The organism is Mordavella massiliensis (assembly GCF_016902415.1).
GTDB lineage: Bacteria > Bacillota > Clostridia > Lachnospirales > Lachnospiraceae > Merdimonas > Merdimonas faecigallinarum.
In genome coordinates this window covers 62,894-87,023 of sequence record NZ_JACJLV010000001.1, presented here as the reverse complement: position 1 = coordinate 87,023, position 24,130 = coordinate 62,894, and the positions used below count along the sequence as shown (strand labels likewise).

The following is a 24,130-nucleotide window of genomic DNA, read 5'->3' as shown; positions in this document are numbered from 1 at the left end:
TCAGCTATCTCCGTCATTCGAAGCGAAAATGACGGAGATATTTTATAAATGAGGCAGATACCTCTGTTACATAGCAGTCGTACATTTCGGTGTATGGCTGCTTTTATTTTGCCAGGAAAGGAGCAGATGCAAATGAAATTAGTATTGGCTGAGAAGCCATCTGTGGCACAGAGCATTGCGAAAGTGCTGGGAGCAACAAAGCGTGAGGATGGATACCTGGAGGGACATGGCTACGTTGTCAGCTGGTGCGTCGGGCATCTGGTAGAATTATCGCAGCCGGAAGCTTATGACGAGAAATACAGCAAGTGGACGTATGCGGATTTACCGATCTTCCCTGAGCAGTGGAAGTACCAGGTATCTGCCAGTACCAAAAAGCAGTTTGGGATTCTCAAAAAACTGATGGCAAGAAAAGACGTGGAAAGCCTTGTCTGTGCAACGGATGCCGGACGGGAAGGCGAGCTGATTTTCCGTCTGGTGTATCATCAGTGCGGCTGTAAAAAGCCCTTTGAACGGCTCTGGATTTCTTCTATGGAAGATTCCGCTATCAGAGAAGGATTCGAGCAGTTGAAACCATCAACAGAATATGATGCTTTGTACGAAGCGGCATTATGCCGGGAGCGAGCTGACTGGTTGGTCGGAATTAACGCTACCCGGCTTTTTTCAACCCTTTACGGGCAGACGCTGAATGTAGGGCGTGTCATGACGCCGACTCTGGCAATGGTTGTGATGCGTGAAGCGGCAATCTCTGCTTTTAAGCCGGAACCTTTTTATACTGTGGAACTGACCTTGCAGGATTTTACGGCATCCAGTCAGCGTATAAAGGAGAAAGATCAGGCAAATGAAGTCTGCCGGAATTGTGTCGGAGCTGTGCTGACTGTCACAAAGGCAGAAAATAAGGAAAAATCAGAAAAACCGCCTGCTCTGTATGATCTGACTTCTTTGCAGAGAGATGCAAACCGTGTTCTGGGATTCACAGCACAGCAGACGCTGGACTATGCCCAGGGGCTGTACGAGAAAAAACTGGTCACTTATCCTCGTACTGACAGCCGGTATCTGACAAGCGATATGGAAGATATGCTTCCGGAATTGATAAAGTCGCTTTTCAACATTTTCCCAGTGGAGGATGTGAAAAACGTTCGGGTTCATGCAGCGCAGGTGATCAACGATAAGAAAGTTTCTGACCACCACGCAATTATCCCCACCAAAGAAACCCTGAAATACAGTCTGGAGGAACTTCCTAAAGGCGAACAGGCTATTCTTCGACTGATTGCCACCCGCCTGTTTTGTGCGGTCGGTGAACCGTTCCGGTACAACGAAAGCGTGATCGAGCTTTCCGATGGAAATTATATCTTTTCTGCAAAGGGCAAAACCATCGTGCAGGAAGGGTGGAAAAAGTTCTCTGGAAAAGGCGGTGATGAGGAAAAGGAGAATCGAAAGCAGCTCCCATCCTTTACGGTTGGCGAGGGATTGAGCGTTCATTCCGCAGAAGTCAGGGAAGGAAAAACCTCTCCGCCCAAACATTTTACGGAAGATACGCTTCTTCAGAGTATGGAAGCCGCCGGTGCGGAGGAAATGCCGGAAGATGCAGAGCGTAAAGGGCTGGGGACACCAGCTACCCGTGCTGCCACAATCGAAAAACTGGTACGGATTGGTTTTCTGGAACGTAAGGGCGATAAGAAAACCAAGCACCTGATTCCCACTCATAAAGGAACTGCCTTGGTGACAGTGATGCCGGAACAGATTCAATCTCCGTCCATGACAGCCGACTGGGAAGAAAAGCTGCTTCTGATTGAGCGTAGGAAATACGAAAGCGAAGCGTTTCTGAATGAAATTCAGGAGATGATTTCCGCACTGGTGCAGACCTATGAAAAGGTACAGGGTTCCGAAGTGCTGATGGCAAAGGAAGTCCGGACGGTCGGCGTTTGTCCGGTCTGTGGCAGTTCTGTAGAGGAACGGCAAAAGGGATTCTTCTGCTCAAACAGGCAGTGCCGGTTCGCATTATGGAAAAATAACCGCTATTTTGAGAGCATCGGCAAGAACCTGACAGCCACAGTGGCACAAAAACTCCTGTCGGACAGGAAAATCAGGCTGAAAGGCTGTAAATCCGCCAAAACCGGCAGGATGTTTGACGCAACAGTTGTCATGAATGTCACAGCGGAAGGGAAAGCGCAGTACAGCATGGAATTTGAAAATGGAGGAAAAACAAAATGATCAATGAGTTTAATCCGGAAGGAAAAGATATTCGTTTTATCGACAGTCATTATAAGGATTTGTTTCATATCCCGGATGGCGGAACCATTCAGGTACACTACTCCGATGATTCGGTAGTCATCAAACCCTGCAAGTTCATTGATGAGTACCATACGCAGATTGGAAATAATGTTTTTCATATCTGCCAGTTTGCAGAACTCCTGGAGCGTAACGGAAGCTATTGTCAGGCGGAACCGGAAATCATGGGGGACGAAGAAGCATGGCAGGTTGGGCGTGACCGGTATCTGGTACTCCAGACCTGTGAGGACGGTTACGACTATACCCTGTTTGACAGGGATTTTCGGGAAATTGATGGCGGTCAGCTGGATAATCCGGAATTTTCCATGCTGGAAGCAAGGACTGAGATTTTGGAGGACTTCGGGCTTCAGATGCGGGAGCTGCGGGCTGAGGTATATGAAGACATTATGGAAAAGGCAGAAGCTGCGGAGCTTCTTGATTCTGCGGAGAAATTATCTGTGATCGCTCAGTTGAAGCAGATTTCAGGACAGCCAGCACCGTCCAAAATGCTGCACAGTTGCGAAGAACCGGAAAGATAAGGGGGATGTTTATGTCACAGGATAAAATTGAACGTTGGAATGAAGTGGACGGCAATCTGGATAATTCGGAAAAAATGCAGGCGTTTTTGGACAGTACCACTGATGCGTATGCAATCTTACAGCTCAGGCACATTGATGAAACGGTATATGAACGCTTTGAATCTTATGATTCTCTGAAACGCCAGGGAAAAGAGCCGGATATTGACCACTATGATGTGGTATATATGGCTCCTCTTTCCTCTTATACGGACCAGACTGCTATGCTGGAGGGGCTGTACACGAAATTCAATGTGGATCAGCCGGAGGATTTTCGGGGACACAGCCTGTCTGTCAGCGACATCGTGGCGTTGAAAACAGATGATGTGGTATCCTTTCACTATGTGGACTCGATTGGGTTCAGGGAACTTCAGGGATTTATGAAACCGGAAAATTATCTGAAGAATGCAGAGATGGCTGTGGAGGACGATTATGGGATGCTGGATGGCATTGTCAATAACGGGAAGGCTCCTGTTACAGAAGAACGCTCTTCTGTGTTGGCACAGTTAAAAGAGCGATCCGCTTTGGATGCCCCATATAAGCCTGCGAAATCCCATCCGGAAAGGGAGATGGAGTAATGGATTTGACCAGTGATGAAAAAATGTTGATTATGTTGTACAGCCCAGGGACAAGAATGGGACTGTGCGGAGTATTGAAAGAGATGAAGGAGCAGCTTCAGGATGACGAAACGGAGCTTTTGTCTTTGACAGATTCGGTGCTGAAAAAATTATCCGATATGGATGATGAAGCCTTTGAGAATCTGAACCTTTCTCTTGATTTTTGAAGATTGGAGGGAAACAATGAACGCTAAAGCGAGGTTTTATTCCGGTGTGGCAAGGGAAACCATCAACAGAATTACAGCCAGTCGGGAAAACTGGACTTCTTTTCTGACCACAATGGCTCGGAATTATGAGTTCACCTATCCGGAACAGGTTATGATTTATGCCCAGCGTCCCGATGCTACACTCTGCAAGCCTTATGAGGAATGGAACACTGAGCAGTATCGACGTTATGTGAAAAGAGGTTCCAAAGGGATAGCTCTTTTTGTGATGAATCAGGATAAGCCGTATCTGAGATATGTCTTTGATGTGTCAGATACCGGTGTGCGCCGTTCTTCTCCGGCACTGAGCACATGGAAAGTGACCAATGAGAACCGTCCGTATATTATGGAGGAGATGGAACGTATTTTTCAGGTTCCGGCAGAAGGAATGCTGGAAAATCAGCTTGAAAATATCGCAATGAAACAGGCTTCGGAATATTGGACTGATTTCAGAAAACCAATCCTCGACATCGTTGCGAACAGCTTCCTGGAGGAGTATGATGAATATAACATCGAAGTAGCTTTTAAGACCGCAGTGGCAAACAGTGTATCCTATGCAATGTACAGCCGTCTTGCCGGAAATCCGGACGACTACTTCGAGCATGAAGATTTTGTCAATGTATTTGAGTTCAACACACGGCAGACTGTCAACGCACTTGGCACAGCGGTCAATGCAGTCAGCTCCAGAATGTTTGCTGAACTGGAAAAAGCAATCGAAGCCTATGAAAAAACGAAAACCATCGAAAGGAGCCATGATTATGAGCGAAATGACTTACAGACAAGCCGGGGATTATCAGATTCCGGACATCGAACTGAAGAACAGCGAAGAGAAGCCCCTGGGCAAGTACGGCAGGATGCGGAGAGCGTATCTGGAAGAGAACAATCCGATGCTGCTGAACGACCTGATTCTCAGCGAGGAGCTGTTTCCGCACCTTCAGGAGATCGACGAAACAGCACACCGCAGAGTCGAGCAGCTGATGAGCGAGCTGCTGGAGAAGAATCCGGCACCGGACAAAGCGACGCAGCAGATGGCATGGGTACAGCACATGAACAGCCTGAAAGCACAGGCGGAGGAAATCGTGACAGCGGAACTTATCAACAGTTAAGCCTGAACCTTTTCCTTTCTGAAGCGGAACAAATTAACTTTATTGATGAAGCAGAGAGCAAAACGCCCTCTGCTTTTTCTTTCGCTCAAAACGAAATTGACCAGGTGCTTGTCACTGGCGGTAACGAATCCAATCTCAGAATGACGGTGGCGCTGGAATATATGAAGGGAAAATCCACCGAGGAGATAGCAAAGCGTTTGCCGGAACTGTATCGTGGTAGCAATGGGTTCAAACTGGATGGGGTTGAGGTCAGCGTGTGGTTCGACGACCAGTGTATTCATCTTGCCAGAGGAAAAACTGCCCGTTTTGCTCCGTTCCGGCAGGTGGTATCCTGGCAGGAAGCAGCTGAGCGTATCGGAAAGCTTCTGGACAGCGGTGAGTATGCCACCAATGTGGAACTGGAAGAAGCTCCCGGCTACGAACGAACAAAGGTTGCAGAATCTTTCTGGTATCTTTACCATGACCTTTCCGATGAAGCCAAAGAACAGGGTTTTCTGACTTCTTTGCAGGAGATTCGTGGTAATGGATTTCCGAAGGAAACGGCTGCACTGGCTGACAAACTGGCAGACAGGCAGTTCAGAGCCACTTTGAGAGCTGAATATCAGAATTTTTTACAGGCACACAGCGAAGATTCTTCCCTGTTAAGATTCCATTATCACAAGCTGGAACACATGGCACAGCGACTGGATGAGCTTGATCTGCCACTCAGAGAATATCAGAGCACTATGACAATGCCGCCAGTTGTGCGTCAGTTTATCACCGATGATGAAATCAATGCGTCCCTTTCCGGCGGCAGTGGTGTTTCCGGTGGAAAAGCCCGCATCTATGAATACTGGCAGGAAGGACATTCGGCAAAAGAAAAAGCTGACTTTTTGAAAAACGAGTATGGTACGGGCGGTCACTCTCATGCTCTTTCCGGTGCTTCCGGCAGCGCTGAAGATCACGATGCAAAAGGGATTCGCTACACGAAAGACGGTTGTGATAAAGTACAGCTTTCCTGGACACAGGTTGCTTCCCGTATTGATTCTTTGATTTCGCAGGATCGTTATATGGCTCCGGAGGAGATTAAACCGGAACAGCAGGCGGATATTCCGGAAGAACCAGAAGACAGCCCGTTTGTCGAACAGGTAATGCGGGATGCGGAAACGATTGCTGCCGCAGAGGAACCGTATGAAAGATTTTTTGTCATTGATGTTGACCGTGGTTCCAAAATTGCGTATGCAATCTGGGATGACCAGACCAACGATTATTATGTGGACGAAGAAGGCGTTACCGAAGAATTTGACAGCGAATGGCAGGCAAACGACTATTTGCAGGAAGTAAAAAAGGCTGTTACTGCCAGAGAAGCTACGGAATGGGAATATATCGAGCACGCCAAATTTGAAGCAGTGTCTGAGCCGTCTTATCAGGTAGGTGATACCGTCTACCTGGAGGGAGAACCGTACAACATTACCAGAATCGGAACATTCAATGTGGAATTGCTGCCACCGGGCATGGTCTACCCCATTTATCGGGCGGAAAGCAAGGAGAATTTTGAACGCCTTCTGGGACAGGATGAGCGGAATGTCAGATTTCTTTCAGGTGCAGAGCAGGTAAAAGCAGATGTCTCATCCGAATCTGACCATTTTATCGACCATTACTATGTTGTGGAAGATTTGCAGGTTCAGGGGGCGCTTCAGCTCAGAGAGTACGGCACGTTTGAAGAAGCAATGAGGGCATACCAGTTCCTTCCTGCTGACCGGATGAAAGCCCTGGGTGTGCAGAACACAAGAACTCCTCTCCCTGGCAGCCTGGATTTGATTCAGTGCAAAGATGGCGAAGATACAATCGTTCAGGACTATATGAAGGTAGACGGCTGGCAGAATCCTGAGATTCTGAGTTTGGTACAGAATATTGAAACCACAATTCAGACAAAGGAAATCCTGGATGTTCCGGCGGTCAACTTTCATATCACAGACGACCGTCTTGGCGAAGGCGGGGCGAAGGCAAAGTTCCGAGCCAATATGGATGCGATACAGGTGCTCAGGGAACTGGAATCTGAAGACAGGAATGCTGCACCGGAAGAGCAGGAAATCCTTTCCCGGTATGTCGGCTGGGGCGGACTTGCGGACGCTTTCGATGAAAACAAGGCAAATTGGGCAGGTGAGTTCCGGGAACTTCGTGCAGCTCTTTCTCAGGAGGAATATGCGGCGGCAAGAGCCAGTACCCTGAACGCTCATTACACCAGTCCTACCGTTATCCGTGCCATTTATGATGCTGTTGAACAAATGGGATTTGAAAGCGGGAATATTCTGGAGCCTGCAATGGGAATCGGAAACTTTTTCGGAATGCTGCCGGATACCATGCGAAACAGCAATCTGTACGGTGTGGAGCTGGATTCCGTCAGCGGGCGTATCGCTCAGAAACTTTATCCCAATGCGGAAATTAGGGTGGCAGGATTTGAAACTACCGACCGTCGTGATTTTTATGATTTGGCAGTTGGCAATGTTCCCTTTGGAAACTACAAGGTTGCGGATAAGCCCTATGACAAGCTGGGATTTTCGATTCACAACTATTTTTTCGCCAAAGCCTTAGACCAGGTGCGTCCGGGCGGTGTAGTTGCCTTTGTGACCAGCCGTTTTACGATGGATTCCAAAAACTCCGATGCTCGCCGGTATATTGCACAGAGAGCAGAACTGCTGGGAGCAATCCGTCTGCCTAATAATGCGTTCAAGGCAAATGCCGGTACAGAAGTGGTATCTGATATTATCTTTCTTCAGAAGCGTGACCACCCGGTGGATATTGTACCGGACTGGGTTCATCTGAACACTACACCGGATGGATACACCATGAACAGCTATTTTGTGGAGCATCCGGAAATGATTCTTGGTGAGCTTTCGGCGGAGAGCACACAATACGGCAAGGATGAGCTTACAGTGCATCCCCGTGAAGGTGCGGAGCTGGCGGAACTGCTTCATAAAGCTGTAGCTCAGATCGGGGGCACTTATACGCCAGTGGAGCTTACCGAGGAAGCTGGCAGTCAGAAAAAAGAGCAGCTTACGATTCCAGCTAGACCGGACGTGAAAAATTTCTCTTACGCTGTGGTGGATGGTGACGTATATTTCCGAGAAAATTCCGTAATGCGTCTGGTAGAGCTGAATGAAAAAGCCAAAGAGCGTGTCTGCGGTATGGTAGAGCTTCGCCGGATTGTCAACGAGCTGATTGAATATCAGCTGGAAGATTATCCAGATGAGATGATCCGGAAAAAACAGGAAGAGTTAAACGCTGCCTATGATGCTTTTACCGACAAAAACGGGCTGATCAATAACCGTGCCAATGGTCAGGTCTTTGCGGATGATTCTTCTTACTATCTTCTGTGTTCACTGGAAAACATTGATGAAGACGGCAATCTGAAAAGCAAGGCGGATATGTTCACCAGGCGGACGATCAAACCGGAACGCCGGATAAGCGGCGTTGATACTCCGTCGGAAGCACTGGCGGTTTCCATTGGTGAGCGTGGCAAGGTGGATCTGCCTTATATGGCGGAACTTCTGGGGACTCCAGGCGAATATGATTCCATCAAAGCAGAGCTGAAAGGAGTTATCTTCAAAGACCCGATGGCTCCGGACGATGCGGTTTCCGGCTGGCAGACCGCCGATGAATACCTTTCCGGCGATGTACGAAACAAGCTGCGTATTGCTCAGATAGCGGCACAAAACGATGCTTCTTTTGAAATCAATGTACAGGCATTGCAGAAAGCACAGCCGAAAGACCTGGATGCTTCCGAGATTGACGTGCGGCTGGGGGCGACCTGGGTTTCTCCTGATTATATCCAGCAGTTCATGCAGGAAACCTTTGAAACTCCATTCTATCTTCGGAAAAATATTGAAGTAAAGTATTCCGAATTTACTGCGGAATGGAGAATCACCGGAAAAAGTTCTCCGGGCTATAACGATGTGGCGGCATATATGACCTATGGAACCGAAAGAGCCAATGCGTATCGTATCCTGGAAGAAACGCTGAATCTGAAAGATATTCGTGTCTATGATACTGTCGAGAGTGCAGACGGAAAACAGAAACGTGTCCTCAACAAAAAGGAAACAACTCTGGCACAGCAGAAACAACAGGCAATCAAAGATGCGTTTCGTGACTGGGTGTGGAAAGACCCGCAACGCCGGGAAGATTTAACTCGAACCTATAATGAGCTGTTTAATTCGACCCGTCCCCGTGAATATGATGGAAGTCATATCCGCTTCGGTGGCATGAATCCCGATATTACCCTTCGGGAGCACCAGAGGAATGCGATTGCTCATGTACTTTACGGTGGCAATACACTTCTGGCGCACGAAGTAGGCGCAGGAAAAACCTTTGAAATGGCGGCTTCCGCTATGGAAAGCAAGCGTCTGGGACTGAGTCAGAAAGCGTTGTTTGTCGTGCCGAATCATCTGACTTTACAGTGGGCAAATGAGTTTCTGCGGCTGTATCCCAGTGCAAAACTTCTGGTAGCGACAAAAAAGGACTTTGAAACGGCAAACCGCAAAAAATTTTGTGCGAGGATTTCGACCGGTGATTACGATGCGGTGATTATCGGGCACAGCCAGTTTGAAAAAATCCCGCTTTCTCCGGAACGGCAGGAACGACAGCTCCGGGAACAGATTGACGAGATCGAAAATGCGATTGCAGAGCTGAAATATCAGCGTGGCGAAAATTTCACGATCAAGCAGATGGAAAAAACACGGAAATCCCTGGAAACAAGGCTGGAGAAACTTCTTGCCACTGACCGCAAAGATGATGTGGTAACCTTTGAACAGCTGGGGGTTGACCGCCTGTATGTGGATGAGAGTCATGCGTTCAAAAACCTCTTTTTGTACACAAAAATGAGGAATGTGGCAGGTCTGTCCACTTCGGAAGCCCAGAAATCTTCGGATATGTTCATGAAATGCCGCTATATGGATGAACTGACCGGCGGGCGTGGCGTGGTCTTTGCGACTGGCACTCCCGTGTCCAATTCCATGACCGTGCGCCCGTAAGGGGCTGTAATAATCTTACCTTGAGCAAGTAATAGGGCAAGGTATCAAAGCGGAATAATCCGCACCCTATCGTCACCCGACTTATCCAAAAGGGGAAACCCGATGGGGAGTGTAGCATGTCGGAGGGCACGAAACACGGAAACTTCCAAAGTGTTTGCGTGGTAGTGGCGAAAAGTTATGAATAAGGATGAAAGCTAAACTGCCTGAATGACAGTCGGAGATTGGGCAAAATGTTGCTCCATGCGTAAGGAAGTTATACTCGCATGTACTCTGGTGGATATGAGTCGGCCATGCGTATCCACAAGATACCCAGAGTAAATCAGCCATAGGATAATGGAAAACGACGAACGTCACATCCGAAATCATAACAGGCTTATGTTATTACAGTTCTAAACGGGGATTGCCTAAGGTAAAATGCCGAAAATCGGCTATGAGTGCTATGAGAAAAGTGACTCTGAATATTTACTATGGCAACAGAGTCTCCGTAGTAGTCCGAGGACGGGAAAGCCGTCCACATGGCGAAGGGAGACAGTCTTTCTTCAATACAAATAATAAGGAAAGGTGCGTGAGGCATTATGAGAAGTCCCGAAAATGTATTGAAAAGTTTAAGTGAAAAAGCAAAAAACAAAGAGTACAGGTACGAGAAATTATACCGTAACCTGTACAACCCAGAGTTCTATCTGCTTGCATACCAGAATATTGCGACCTCTCAGGGGAGCATGACGGCAGGTGCAGACGGATTCACTCTTGACGGTATGAGCATGGAGCGCATTGAAAAGCTCATTCAGAAGCTGAGAGACCACTCATACCAGCCGAACCCTGCAAGGCGTGTTTATATTGCGAAGAAAAACAGCAGTAAAAAGCGCCCATTGGGGATTCCGTCAACGGACGATAAACTGTTACAGGAAGTTGTCCGTATGATACTTGAAGCAATCTATGAGCCGACATTCTCTGATAATTCACATGGTTTCAGACCGAAAAGAAGTTGCCACACAGCGTTAAAAGAAATCGTAACGCTGTTCACTGGTGCAAAGTGGATAATCGAAGGAGACATTAAGGCTTGTTTTGACAGCTTCGACCACCATATCACAATACAGCTTTTGAGAAAGCGCATAAAAGATGAAGCGTTCATATCGCTGATGTGGAAGTTTCTAAGGGCAGGATATATGGAACAGTGGACATACCATGAAACGTACTCCGGCAGTCCACAAGGCTCCGGTGTCAGTCCGATACTTGCCAACATCTATCTGAATGAACTTGATGAGTTCATGGCAAGGATGAAAAAGAGTTTTGACAAAGGCGATACAAGAAGCCGTAAAGTCCACAAAGACCATGATAAGGTACGCTGGGCTTATCGGAAAGCGCAGAAAAATCTGGAAATAGAGCGCACAGAAGCAAACCTAGCAGCATTTAAAGAAGCAAGGAAAGTGATGTTGTCCACACCACATTTAGACGAGATGGATGAGAATTACAAAAGACTTCAATACAACCGTTACGCTGACGATTTCCTGATTTCAATAACAGGTTCAAAGCAGGATGCTGAAAATATCAAGGAACAGGTAAAGATATTTCTAAAAGACAAGCTAAATCTCACAATGTCGGAGGAGAAAACTCACGTTACCCATTCCTCTGAAAAGGTGCGGTATCTTGGATACGACATAAGAATATCAAGAAGTCAGGACACAAAGCGGACGAAAAAAGGTCTGCAACGGGTGTGGTATGGAAAAGTGCAGTTATATATGCCGAAAGAAAAATGGATTGCGAAACTGCACGAATACGGTGCGTTTAAAATCAAAAAAGACGAAAACGGCAAAGAGATTTGGAAGCCACTCCACAGAGGGGCGCTTATGCCATTAGACGATGTGGCAATCATCAGTAAATATAATTCTGAAATCAGAGGATTGTACAATTATTACAGGTTAGCAATCAATGTATGCAATCTGGGGAAATTTCATTCTATCATGCGTGGAAGCTGTTTAAAGACGTTGGCGGCAAAATATAATTCTTCTGTTATGAAGATGTATAAGAAATACCGTAGCGTAAAGGGCGACTTTGGCGCAGATTACAAAACCAAGAGTGGAACAAAGCGGTGTGAGTTTTACAATGAAGGATTTAGGCGTAATAACAATATCGCACCTGAATTTGTAGACATTATGCCGAAATACAGAGGGCAGATAAAACCGAATAGTCTTGCAGGACGTTTAAAAAGCGGACAATGCGAGATGTGCGGAGCAAACCCCGTGAAAGTGTATATGCACCATGTAAAGCGCTTAAAAGATTTGAACGCTGATAATGAATTTGATGAACTGATGTTACTGAAAAGGCGGAAGTCATTGGCTCTCTGCCCGAAATGCTACGAAGAAGCAAAGACAAAATCACTTAAACTATGAAAGATGGCGAGCCGTGTACATCGAGAGGTGTAAGCACGGTTCTGGAGGGGGTTACGCCAAGACCACGGACGAAAGGAAGTATGGCGTGGCGTTTCCTACCTTATGAGCTTTACACGGTAATGCGTTACCTTCAATATGATACACTCCAGAAGAAGAACCTGACGCATTTTGATTGCTGGGCATCTATTTTCGGTGAAACAACCACTGCCATCGAACTGGCTCCTGAAGGTACGGGATACCGTGCCAGAACCAGGTTTGCGAAGTTTTTTAATCTGCCTGAGCTGATGAATATGTTCCGGGAAGTGGCAGATATAAAAACCTCCGACCAGCTCAATCTTCCTGTTCCGGAAGCAAAGTTTGAAACCGTTGTTGTTCAGCCGTCCGACTATCAAAGAGACATGGTAGCAGAACTTTCCGAGCGTGCGGCGGCGGTACACTCCGGCATGGTAGACCCATCGGAAGATAATATGCTCAAGATAACGTCAGATGGAAGAAAGCTGGGGCTGGATCAGCGTCTGATGAATCCGCTTCTTCCCGATGACCCAAACAGCAAACTCAACGCCTGCGTCCGGAATGTGCTCCGTATCTGGGAAGAAGGGAAAGAGGGCAGGCTGACACAGCTGCTGTTCTGTGACCTATCCACTCCGAAAAACGATGGGAATTTCAACGTTTATGATGACATCAAAGCAAAACTGATTGCGGGAGGTGTTCCGGAAAATGAGATAGCATTTATTCATGATGCCGATTCGGAAGCGAAGAAGAAGGAACTGTTTGCGAAAGTTCGTACCGGTCAGGTGCGTGTACTGCTTGGCAGTACGCAGAAAATGGGAGCCGGGACAAACTGCCAGGATTGCCTGATTGCACTCCACCATTTGGATGTGGGCTGGCGTCCTTCTGATATGACACAACGAAATGGGCGTATTATCCGTCAGGGAAATCAAAATAAGGAAGTACAAATTTACCAGTACGTCACGGAAGGAACCTTCGATGCGTATCTTTACCAAACTCTGGAAAACAAACAGAAGTTTATCTCGCAGATTATGACATCGAAATCACCCGTCCGTTCCTGTGATGATGTGGATGAACAGGCATTGTCCTATGCGGAGATCAAGGCTCTGTGTGCCGGAAATCCGCTGATTAAGGAAAAGATGGACTTGGATATTGATGTGGCAAGGCTGAAGGTTTTGAAAGCTGATTATCAGAGCCAGCAGTACCGGATGGAGGATAAGCTCCTGAAATATTTCCCGGCAGAGATTGAAAAGCAGACAGGTTATGTTCATGGGTTTGAAGCAGACAACAAAACAGCGGAATCTCATCCGCAGATTACTGATGGATTCTGTGGCATGGAGATTTTGGGAAAACACTATTCAGAAAAAGCGGATGCCGGTGAGATGATTCTTGCCGCCTGCAAAGAGATGAAAGGGACTGAGCCAATCTCTCTTGGAAATTATCGTGGCTTTCAGATGGAGCTTTCATTTGACAGTTTTCAGTATGAGTTTGATATTGTCCTGAAAGGCGCTGTAAGCCATCGAGTACCGCTTGGAACTGATGCTAGGGGAAATATCATTCGACTGGATAATGCTCTTTCCGGTATTCCGGAGAAGATGGAAAATGCCAGAGACAGGCTGATAAATCTCTATAATCAGCAGGAAGCAACAAAAGCAGAATTGGGTAAACCATTCCCACAGGAAGCGGAACTTGCTCAAAAGAGTGCTCGTCTGGCGGAACTGGATGCGGCTCTGAACATGGAAGATACGTTGCCTGAACATGAGGAAGTGGAGTATTCGGAAAAGCCGTCTGTTCTGGCAGACTTGAAATCCAGATCAGAGCACGTTCTTCCGTATCGTGTATCTGCGGGGCGTGAGGAGGTGCTGTAATGGGCAGACGGGATCAGGACGTTCATTTTCTGGCATCCAAAGAAGAAGTACAGAGAATCCATGAAAAAATGGATGAGCTGGGTATTCGGAGCATGGGAGCCTACCTTCGGAAAATGGCATTGGACGGATACTGCATCAATCTGGATTTGCAGGACGTGAAAGCACTGGTTTCCCTTCTGAGAAGATGCAGTAACAACCTGAATCAATATGCCAGGAGAGCCAATGAAACAGGCAGCATTTATGAATCTGATATCAGAGATTTGCAGGAACGGCTGGAGGAAATCTGGGACGACATGAAGGAGGTGCTGGTTCGTCTGTCCAGTATTCAGTAATCAAACATGGGCTGCGGCATGAAAATGCAGCAGCTGTACATATTGACATCGTTGTGTTTCGTTTTTCAAAACAGTATAATAAGAGTAAGAAAGAAAGGGGTGTGCTTCTATGAGATTCCTGAAATTTTTATTGAAAATCATTTTAAAGCTGATTGTACTGCCGGTATTGTTTGTTCTGAGTCTGATTTGTTTTCTGGCAAAGCTTGCTCTGGATGTTTCATCTTTTGCCATAGGAGCACTGATCCTGTACATCATCGGATGTTGCATCTACTGCGTTTTTCAGTCCCTGTGGTTGCAGCTTGCTCTGCTTGTGGGAATTGGGCTTGCAGTATATGCGGCATTGTTTCTGTTTGTTTTGTTTCAGGAAATCGGGGAACGAATCAAAGAGAACCTGCACGATTTTATTTTTTCATAAAGCTATCGGTAAGGCTGCCTGCGGGCAGTCTTATTTTTTGAGAGGATGGTGAGAAGATGGCGGCAACAAGACTGATTGCCCTTCATGTAAACAAAGGAAAAACGGTGGCACAGTGTCTGGCAGACCGTACAGATTATTCCCAGAACGCAGCAAAAACGGATGACGGAAAGTATATCAGTTCCTATGAATGTGACCCGAAAACAGCTGATGAGGAGTTTCTTCTGACGAAGCGGCAGTACCAGCATATCACAGGCAGGCAACAGAAAAATGACATCATTGCGTACCAGATACGACAGTCTTTTAAACCTGGGGAGATTACACCGGAAGAAGCGAACCGTGTTGGTTATGAAACAGCAATGCGATGGACAAAAGGAAAACATGCCTTTATCGTGGCGACGCATATTGATCGGTCGCATATCCATAACCATATCATTTATAATTCAACTTCCCTGGATTGTACTCGCAAGTTTAAGAACTTTTTCCTTTCCGGACTTGCGGTTCAGCGATTAAGTGACATGGTTTGTATTGAGCATGGATTGTCGGTTATTGAGCCGAAGCCATATCGGGAACGGGTAAAAAGGACAGTCTTCCCCAAAAAGCGTTCCAAACGAGATGAGCTTTGTGCGACGATTGACCAGGTGCTGAAAAAGAAGCCAAAAGATTTTTCTGAATTTGTTCTTCAGCTTTCGGAGTTGGGATATGAATTTAAGGATGGGAAGAACCCGGCTTTCCGGCACAGCGGAGAAAAGAGCTTTCTTCGTTTACGCTCTCTTAGAGACGGATACAGCCTGGAGGATATAACCGCAATACTGTCAGGAAAGTCCGTTCAGAAAACTCCGAGAGCCAGCAAACAGGTTCACACGCAAAGAGAATTTAACCTTCTGATTGATATTCAGGCAAAGCTGGCTGAAGGAAAATCGGCGGGCTATGAACGCTGGGCGAAAAAATATAACCGCAAAGAAGCTGCCCGTACCGTTTGCCTTCTGAAGGAAAAAGGAATTGGCAACTATGAAGAACTGTCTGCATTGGCGGAACGTCTGAGTCAGCGATTTGGAGAATTGTCCGAAATCATTAAAGCTGATGAAAAGAGAATGGTTGAGATCGGAGCGTTGCAGACGCACATCAATAACTATTCAAAGACTCGACCAATATATGAAGCCTACCGTAAATCCGGATACAGCAAAAAGTTTTTTGAAGAACACCGGGAAGAGATTCAGATTCATAAAGTCGCAAAGCAGGCGTTCGATCAGCTGCCTGGGAAAAAGGTTCCGTCCAGACAATCACTGCATGAGGAGTACAATCGTCTTTTGACAGAAAAGAAAAAAGCCTACGCTGAATACCGGCAGGTACGAAAGGATATGCAGGAATATCTGACTGCGAAACAAACGGTGGAGCATATCCTTGGAATGGATCGGAAAAAGAAAGAGGAACAACAGCGGAAAGAACGCTAAAATAAAGAATGCCACAGATCGCATTTCAGTTTCGTATGCGGTCTGTGGCTGCTTTTTTCGTGGAAAATTGTATGCGGTTCCAAAAAGAAATCAGATAAACTCCTCATCGTCATCCAGGTTCAAATGTTCCAAATACTGCGGAGAATAAATCTGCGCTGCCAGTTCTTTGATCTCATCAGAGTAATCAGCAACTTTTATTTTGTCATACAGATGGAACAGGAATGTGATTTTCAGAAGCCCATCGACGGTATCAATCGAAACCTCATGGGCTTTATCCATCATGACAGCAAGGCAGGTACGGTTTCCGGCAAGAGAGTCTATGATAAGACCATGACCGTAGTAAATCAGGGAACCAGTTAGATTTTCTTCGTTAATCTCAAGGGTAACACGTCCCCCCTGTATGCGAGCGGTATCGCACATAATGGAGTAAAAAGTGTTTGTCCATAAGTCCCAGAGTTTTTCGTTTTTACGTTTCTGGTACTGTGACTGTTTTAATTCCACAAGCTCAATGCCGAGCTTCATTTTCTGATACTGCTCTTCTGTTGGCGGACACGGATTTGCTTTTTCGCTATTTAACTCGGCTTCTTCCTTTTCAAATTCTGCGATGAAATCAACCTCTTTTTTCATTCTGCCTCCTTGGTTGTGATAACACCGCTGACGTTACATTGCTGAATTATCAATCTTAAAGGTGGGTTAGCGGTAGAATCATAAATATATTTTGATATTAGTGATTATACTACTAATACGGAGATGAATAAAGCGAAATTTCATTTTTACAGTACCAACGTCAGCTCCCGATTCATAATAAAATAGTCAGTGAAGGGAGGACGTGAAATGGCTGATACACAACAGTATGATGAGTTTATTCGTTCTCGAATTACAGAGTTACGAATGTCCAAAGCTGTTTCAGAGCATCGCATGAGCCTGGATTTGGGAAAAAGCGGTTCATATATTCGTGGAATAACAAGCGGAGCCGCCCTGCCGTCACTCAAAGAATTGTTTAATATCATTGCGTACTTTGATATGACACCAGCGGATTTTTTCGCTCCATTACAAGAGGACGAATCTCTTTATCACAAACTCTGCGAGCAGCTGAAAAGTTTAAGTGACGATGATTTGAAGAAGGTCGCCACTTTTATAAATTGGATCGCAAAATAGTTCGGTATGTAATTAACCTGAATGGCTTCGGCTGTTCAGGTTTTTTCTTTTTCTTCAAGTCCAAATGAAACCTGTGACCTGAATACAGGTTATGAAACGGTCAGAATGACCGTGCAGCCGACATCGGAGATGGCGTTCAAAGGGGATTGGGGACGTTGCCCCAACAAGCAATTTTTGAAAATTGAGCCAGAGGCGAAATTGAAAAAATGAGTGAACCTGTACAGGTTTACACTGCTTGCCAATTTGTCATCTCACTTTATTTTAGCAAGTCTCTTGATTTCGTTTAAACGAATTGACACTTCGCTTATAGCACAGTATAATGTAAAGTGGTGTCATTATATGATAATTGTATAGTAGTAGGAGGAATGATTCTATGAACGGTTATATGACAACGAAAGAAGCTGCTGAAAAGTGGAATATCACAGTAAGGCAAGTACAGAACCATTGTAAAAGTGGTCGCATAACCGGTGTAATGAAAGTCGGAACGAACTGGTTAATTCCTGAAGGTACACAGAGACCCAAATATACTTTTGTGTGTGAATGTGACAATAAAGATGCTACTAAATAGAAAGTAGTTATATTATTAGATTATTTTGAGAGACTATAGCTGGAAGTAAATTGGGTGGCACTACGAATTCCGTGGGACAAACAGGAAACAGCATTGCTTATTGATGCGTATCTAAGAGTGAAAGGTAAAGAGTTGTCTCAACAGGAAGCAATAAAAGAAGTATCAACACTTCTTAGGTGTCGAGCGATTCTTTCTGGCATTGAGATAGATGAAGTATTCCGTAATGAAAACGGAATTTCTATGCAGATGAAAATTGTCGGTGGTTTGGTTGATGAAAAACCTTCCGGTTTACATAATGCAACAAAGATGTTTGCAGAAATGGTCGCCTTATATAAAAACAGGCGATCGGAATTTGATGAGATACTAATTCAAGCGAAAGGAGAATGTACCGTGCAAGTCAATATCCAGGAGAATTTCTTTGCGTGGCTTTCTTCAAGAGTCTCCTCGGCGCAACTTTCTGAATTTTATATTGTTTGCAAGGACTTAGAAGCCTTTTGCCTAAACAAGCACATTTTGGCTGTGCCATTATTTGAAACAACAGATTTTGAAACATTACAGTACGTTAAAAATACGATCCAAACAAATAAGATGTTTCAATTTAAGTACTTCCGTCAGATTGGAAAAATGAAAAAAGTCATGGAGTATTACTTGGCATTTCTCCGTGAGAATCCTGTTCAAAAAGCAGTGCCGATTAATGCCACTAAAGAAGATGCTGAAGCTATCAGCACTAAGCCTACGGAGGATGCTGATACAAATCATATAGTTTCAACTATAGAAGAAGTTATAACTATAGGAAATGAAAATGCGATTTCTGAATCGAACAATATTATTTCTACCAATGTAGCTGAGAATAAAACCAATACTCTCATTTGGAATTTTGCAAATGAGAGAATAGACTTTACTTTTACTATTCCTATTGAAGTTTCTTATTTTGATGAAAAAAGAAAATGTCATGGATGGCAAAATGTGTTCGTATGTATCATTGAGTTTTTACAGGAGGACTATCCTGCCATTATTCGAGGAATGGTTGGATATTATTTTGCTGGAGTCGGTAAAGTTATTTTTACTGGTAGAGCTGGTATTGATAGACTTAGTAAAGCTGAAAAAATAAATGATGGTCTGTATCTCGAAACAGATTGTACACCTGATGAAATTGTTACTATATTGCACTTACTCATGAGCAAATGCAATATGGATTACGATAACATCGAAATCATTTATGAAAAAAAACAGGGTAAGCATTTATCGGTTGGGACAGATGATTCATTAGAATTACCTATTATCGAGGAACGCACCCAAAACAGACATATTGAAACAGAAAATAGAGTGATTATTACCTCCGTGTATGAGGGAAAGTCAGCTTTTGAGAATTGGCTTATATCAGGTGCAGGTCTTGCAGAACGTTCGGCTCAGAGCTATAGCTCTGCTGTAAATGTTGCAGGACAGTATTCTGTAAGATTAGGATTTTCTGAAAAAGAACTGTATTTCATTTTGGATGCAGAACAAGTATATCAGATTAACATGAAACTTTTGGCTAATCCTGAGTTTGCACAGTTGAATGAAAGTCAGCATAATCGCTATCGTGCTGCTTTGTCAAAATACTGGGATTACTGTAATGCTCTTGCTGGAGGAATAACTATAAAAGCTCCAGTCAAATCTGCACCAGAGCAAAAAGATGAAGTTACGAAAACTCGCATTGCTTTTATTGCTTGGGCACAGGAACAACAAATGCAGAAAGCAGCTATTTTGGCATACCTGTCCGATATTAATAAATGCAGTGAATTTGCAAAGGAACATGATTACATAAAAGAAGAACATTTTCTTCTTATAGAAGATGCAAATGTTCTTGAGCGTATATTTTGGGAAATGCGAAAGGACAGCAGATTTGTTGAGTTTATCAACGAGCGACAGAAGCGACCTATTTCCGCAATGAATAAACTTATTGCCTTCCGCAGAGCAACTGGAAATAATGCAATAGTTTCTCCTGTTTCAACATTGCAAATAGAGCCAGTAGAAAAAACGGAACAGCGACCGATTGCATCTGAAATAGAAGTTGCTGTTAATCCACAGGTTAAAGAACGATATACCGCAATATTGGCAGAAAATTTTGTGGATGGTTTTAGACCTGGAAAAGCAATCGATCGCAATCGCTTTAGAATGTATTATTTTGATATGTTCGGACAGGAACTGACCGAAGAAGACGAGCAGCTGGTTCATACGTTGATAAGGATTGGTAGCCTTCGTGATGAGCGTATTTATGTAAAAGATGACATGGAACAAAAAGATCTCATCGAAGAAATCAATGAGACAATCATGGAAACCTTTAAGGAGGGGGCTTCGTGTATTTACTTGGATTGCTTGTTTGAGAAGTTCCAAGAAGAACTAGCAGAAATACTTCATGTTTATAATGTTAACTCTTTGGAAAGTATTCTGTTTAGTTCCCAAAAGAGAAACTATTTCAAACGATACAACTATCTGTTTGGATATAACAAAGAACCTGCCCCTGCCAAAGATGTTATTGAGTATATGAAAAAATCTCATTTACCAGTAATTTATTCTGAAATAGAAAGTAGTCTTTGGTACATACCATTGGATAAAATTAAACACACATTAGTTACGACGCCAGGAATAGTGAATGTTGCACCTGAAGCATATTTATATGCCCCAAACCTGCCTGTTAGTGGAAATGAATTACAAAAGATTGCAGAGTTAATAAGCCATGCTTTGTTACAAAGAAGCTACATTTCTGATGTGGAACTTATGCAGCTAATTGAGGAGCATTGTCCGTCCGTTCTTATGAACACACCGGATTATCCAATGTGGGGACTTCGCAATGCACTTGCATATCTTCTTCGAGAAAGGTTTTCATTCAGAGGTGCAATCATCAGCGATAAGGATGAGGAAATCAGTATGGCAGAAGTCTTCTCAGACTTCTGCCAGCAATCTGAACATATTACAGTCGAAGAACTTAAAAAATTTGCAAATGAGTTGAATACTGTAATTTATTGGGATTCTGTGTATGGCGAAATGGTTCGAATAAACCAAAATGAGTTTATTCGTCGGGATCAAATCCATTTTAATGTTGAACAGACGGATGCTGTTTTAGATAGTCTTGTTCGGAGTGAATATACGCCTATTAAAAACATCAATCTGTTTCTACATTTTCCGACAATAGATGTTCCTTGGAACAATTTTGTTTTGGAAAGCTATGTTGCAAACTATAGCAAAAAATTCAGATTGCTCCATGCAAGCTATGCTGCTACTGATTGCTGCGGCGCCATGGTTCGACAAGAATCAGGTATTTCTGATTATAGAACACTAATTGTTGATGTCCTTTCAAAGAATACTGGTTGGAAAACTAAAAAAGATGCCCTTCAGCTATTAGTTGATTTGGGTTATCAGCAACGAAGAAGTTATAGCGATATTGAAAAAGTAATGCAGGAAGCAAAAATTCGCATGAGCGTGCAAAAAAAATAAGAGAATCGGAGGAACTGGTTATGGGCAAGAAAATCATGATGTTATCAAAAATCAGTCCATGGCATTTACATCTCATCAGTCCCATTGTTTCTACCATAAGAAAGAAAAGATGATAATAAACAGGGAAGATTCGTGAATTTAGTACGTTTTTATGGGAATATATTTGATTTGTTTGACGAGGTAGTTTCTCTTGAAGGAAACTTGATAATAGCAGCTCGAAAAGAGTAACAAAAATATAGAAAAGAGGACACCATCATGTACCAATATATATGGGATGCGGAGACCGGTGGACTACTACTTACAACTGAAATCTCTAGATTTAGTAAGGAACCCCGTCCCGTCTATTATAAAGAACTAGATATCCTTGGTTTTGACCGGTATTGGAATTATCCAAAGGATGATAGCGCACCACTAATGTGGGCAGAAGCCAATAATTACATATACAAAGGACGCACTGTAGCAAGAACAAAGGGCGGTTCCGTTTATACAGCACCAGAGCTTGTTATTCTGGATTCCCCTGAACCTGATAATGGAGTGTTGGAGTTTGTTGATATCGAGGCAATGGTTCAAAAGAATCAAAATCTTTTAGAAACATTGACCCAGGAAACGATTCAAAAAATATATAATGTTTACCGTGAATATAAAAATAAAGTTGACATATTTTACGTTGCGTTTAGCGGTGGAAAGGATAGTGTTGTAGCACTTGATTTGGTTCAAAGGTCACTACCACATGACGATTTCCTTGTTTTATTTGGGGATACACGAATGGAGTTCCCTGATACATATAAAGTCATTAAACAGATTGAGCAGTATTGTCAGAAGCAAGGAATAAAGTTTTACAGGGCACAATCCAAATTGGTTCCTTCTCAAACATGGAAGATATTTGGACCACCGTCTACTACGAGCAGATGGTGTTGCAGTGTTCATAAAACCTCTCCGCAGATCAATTTGCTGAGAAAGATAACAGGAAAGCATGACTTTACAGGGATGGCATTTACAGGTATTCGTGCAGAAGAAAGTTTGACTCGAAGTGAATACGATTCTGTGAATGATGGAAAGAAGCATAGTGGTCAGCTAAGCTGTCATGGTATTCTGGAGTGGAGTTCTGCGGAACTGTTTCTTTATATTTTCGCAAGAGGACTTATCATAAACGAAGCATATAAGAAAGGTAATTCTCGTGCAGGGTGCCTTGTGTGTCCGAACTCGTCTGGACGACATGAATACATCAAGAGAACGTGTTATCCGACAGAAACCGACAGTTATTTAGAAATGATTGTTTCTACAAGCGGTAAAACAAACTATAGCTCTGAGGAAATGAAAATGTTCATCGATTCTGGTTACTGGAGAACCAGAAAATCTGGTAGAGAACTCAATTTCGGGCATGACTGCTTTGAAGTAAAGTCTGACGCAACTCCTCCGACGATCACAGTTTACAAAACTCAGTTTCGTTGGGAAATGTGGGCAAAAACAGTTGGCGAGTTTTATCAAGCGGAACCTGATTTGTATATTATCAAATATTTGGATAAACTGTACCAAATCAAACTTGAAAGAACTGACATAAGCATTTCTTTCTTGCTGTTGAATTGTACAAAGAGCAAGGATGATGTCAGGTTCTTCTCACTATTCAGAAGCGTTATTGTAAAGACGCTATATTGCATTGGCTGTGGTGTATGTGAAGCAGAGTGTAAGAGCCATTGTATTGATATGTCAAATGGCATAAAAATCGGTGATAATTGTACTCACTGTCACAAGTGCCATGATATACATGAACATTGTTTAAGATACAATTCAATTAGAAATAAGATTTCGGAGGGGAGAAAGATGACTGGATTAGATAGGTACTTTAGCTTTGGTGCTCGTGCTGAATGGATGAATATTTTCTGCAACTATGATTGCGGTGCGGAATTTTGGATGTCTGATGGTGATGGACTGGTAGCGAATAAAAAGAAGGACGCATTTAAAAATTTCGTTCAGGATGCCGGTCTTGTTGTGTATGATAAAAAAGCAGAAGGAGACAAATATTGTAAGTGTGTTCCTACCGCAGTAGCAGAAGCTGTATGCAAAATTGGTGCAACAGAAGATGCTGCATGGGCTTTGATTTTGTGTAATCTTGTTTATACTCCAGCATATAACTGGTTTGTTAATAATCTGAAGCTGGGCGTTTCTTATACTCCGGACTCCATTAAGATGATGCTCTCCGATGTCATGGAGAATGACTTGAAGGGGCTTGGTAAAAGAAATGTTGTGGATGCTTTCAAAATTGTCATGGACAAAACACCTCTCGGTACCTCTCGCATTTTTGCTGAATGTGATGTGGAGGAAAAGATTAGTGCATCTGGTAAGGAAACCATCACCTTAAACTCTTTGGTGAGATGTGGATGGGATTCTCCGGATGCCAGAGTAATTCTGTATAGCTTGTACAAATTTGCTGAAGCCTGTGGTGACTACTACCAGTTTACACTCGAAACATTGCTTGATGATTCTATTGAGCGTGATGGAGTAAGTCCTACTCGTATTTTCGGGTTGGATAGAGAATGTATGATTCGCATTCTGAATGGACTTACAGTAAACTATCCTGAGTTTATTTCTGCATCCTTCACTCTTGACCTGGACACTATTACTCTACGTCCTACTGGTTCTGAGTTAACTTCTGAAGATGTATTGCGACTGTTCTAAATAAGGGG

At 43.9% G+C, this 24,130-nt stretch carries 14 protein-coding genes and 2 pseudogenes; 15 read left to right on the top strand and 1 reads right to left on the bottom strand.

Annotated elements, in window-relative coordinates:
- The first annotated feature begins 132 nt into the window (after window positions 1-132).
- The 11 genes and pseudogenes from H6A13_RS00340 (at window position 133) to H6A13_RS00295 (ending at window position 16,243) form a co-directional block, all read left to right on the top strand.
- A complete protein-coding gene (locus H6A13_RS00340) occupies window positions 133-2,211 on the top strand; it encodes a type IA DNA topoisomerase (RefSeq protein WP_204907629.1) in 2,079 nt (692 codons plus the stop codon).
- A complete protein-coding gene (locus H6A13_RS00335; protein WP_204907628.1) occupies window positions 2,208-2,807 on the top strand; it encodes an LPD16 domain-containing protein in 600 nt (199 codons plus the stop codon). Before H6A13_RS00340 ends, H6A13_RS00335 begins: the two co-directional genes overlap by 4 nt.
- 11 nt (window positions 2,808-2,818) lie before the next feature.
- Entirely contained in the window at window positions 2,819-3,421 is a 603-nt protein-coding gene (locus H6A13_RS00330) for a YodL domain-containing protein (RefSeq protein ID WP_204907627.1), read from the top strand.
- Window positions 3,421-3,627, top strand: a complete 207-nt coding sequence (locus H6A13_RS00325) for a transposon-transfer assisting family protein (RefSeq protein ID WP_204907626.1) — start codon at window positions 3,421-3,423, stop codon at window positions 3,625-3,627. The genes H6A13_RS00330 and H6A13_RS00325 overlap by 1 nt, the downstream gene beginning before the upstream one ends.
- 590 nt (window positions 3,628-4,217) lie before the next feature.
- On the top strand, window positions 4,218-4,769 hold the full coding sequence (locus H6A13_RS13615) for a TnpV protein (protein WP_476703422.1): 552 nt from the start codon (window positions 4,218-4,220) through the stop codon (window positions 4,767-4,769).
- A 1,472-nt stretch (window positions 4,770-6,241) separates the two neighbouring features.
- Window positions 6,242-9,766 (top strand): annotated as a pseudogene (locus H6A13_RS00320) (DEAD/DEAH box helicase family protein); the annotation flags it as partial.
- Window positions 9,767-10,353: 587 nt separating this feature from the next.
- Window positions 10,354-12,168: a reverse transcriptase/maturase family protein gene (locus H6A13_RS00315; RefSeq protein WP_204907624.1), complete on the top strand. Its 1,815-nt coding sequence runs from the start codon at window positions 10,354-10,356 to the stop codon at window positions 12,166-12,168.
- A gap of 104 nt (window positions 12,169-12,272) precedes the next feature.
- Window positions 12,273-14,045, top strand: a pseudogene (locus H6A13_RS00310) (helicase); the annotation flags it as partial.
- Window positions 14,045-14,377 (top strand): plasmid mobilization protein, encoded by a 333-nt coding sequence (locus tag H6A13_RS00305; protein WP_204907622.1) that lies wholly within the window; start codon window positions 14,045-14,047, stop codon window positions 14,375-14,377. The pseudogene H6A13_RS00310 and the gene H6A13_RS00305, both read left to right, overlap by 1 nt.
- A gap of 109 nt (window positions 14,378-14,486) precedes the next feature.
- Window positions 14,487-14,792 (top strand): hypothetical protein, encoded by a 306-nt coding sequence (locus tag H6A13_RS00300; protein WP_204907621.1) that lies wholly within the window; start codon window positions 14,487-14,489, stop codon window positions 14,790-14,792.
- 56 nt (window positions 14,793-14,848) lie between these two features.
- A complete protein-coding gene (locus H6A13_RS00295; RefSeq protein ID WP_204907620.1) occupies window positions 14,849-16,243 on the top strand; it encodes a relaxase/mobilization nuclease domain-containing protein in 1,395 nt (464 codons plus the stop codon).
- Between the two features lie 90 nt (window positions 16,244-16,333).
- Here the strand turns inward: H6A13_RS00295 and H6A13_RS00290 are convergent, their stop codons facing one another.
- The gene (locus H6A13_RS00290; RefSeq protein ID WP_204907619.1) at window positions 16,334-16,870 is read right to left on the bottom strand and encodes a hypothetical protein; all 537 of its coding nucleotides are present in this window, start codon (window positions 16,868-16,870) and stop codon (window positions 16,334-16,336) included.
- A gap of 207 nt (window positions 16,871-17,077) precedes the next feature.
- Between H6A13_RS00290 and H6A13_RS00285 the strand changes: the two genes are divergently transcribed.
- The 4 genes from H6A13_RS00285 (at window position 17,078) to H6A13_RS00270 (ending at window position 24,122) form a co-directional block, all read left to right on the top strand.
- Entirely contained in the window at window positions 17,078-17,401 is a 324-nt protein-coding gene (locus tag H6A13_RS00285; protein ID WP_204907618.1) for a helix-turn-helix domain-containing protein, read from the top strand.
- Between the two features lie 373 nt (window positions 17,402-17,774).
- Complete coding sequence (locus H6A13_RS00280; protein WP_204907617.1) at window positions 17,775-17,969, top strand: helix-turn-helix domain-containing protein; 195 nt, start codon at window positions 17,775-17,777, stop codon at window positions 17,967-17,969.
- 54 nt (window positions 17,970-18,023) lie between these two features.
- Window positions 18,024-21,446 carry a hypothetical protein gene (locus tag H6A13_RS00275; protein ID WP_204907616.1) on the top strand — a complete coding sequence of 1,141 codons (3,423 nt, stop codon included), beginning with the start codon at window positions 18,024-18,026 and terminating at the stop codon, window positions 21,444-21,446.
- Between the two features lie 255 nt (window positions 21,447-21,701).
- The gene (locus H6A13_RS00270; protein ID WP_204907615.1) at window positions 21,702-24,122 is read left to right on the top strand and encodes a phosphoadenosine phosphosulfate reductase domain-containing protein; all 2,421 of its coding nucleotides are present in this window, start codon (window positions 21,702-21,704) and stop codon (window positions 24,120-24,122) included.
- Window positions 24,123-24,130: the final 8 nt, after the last annotated feature.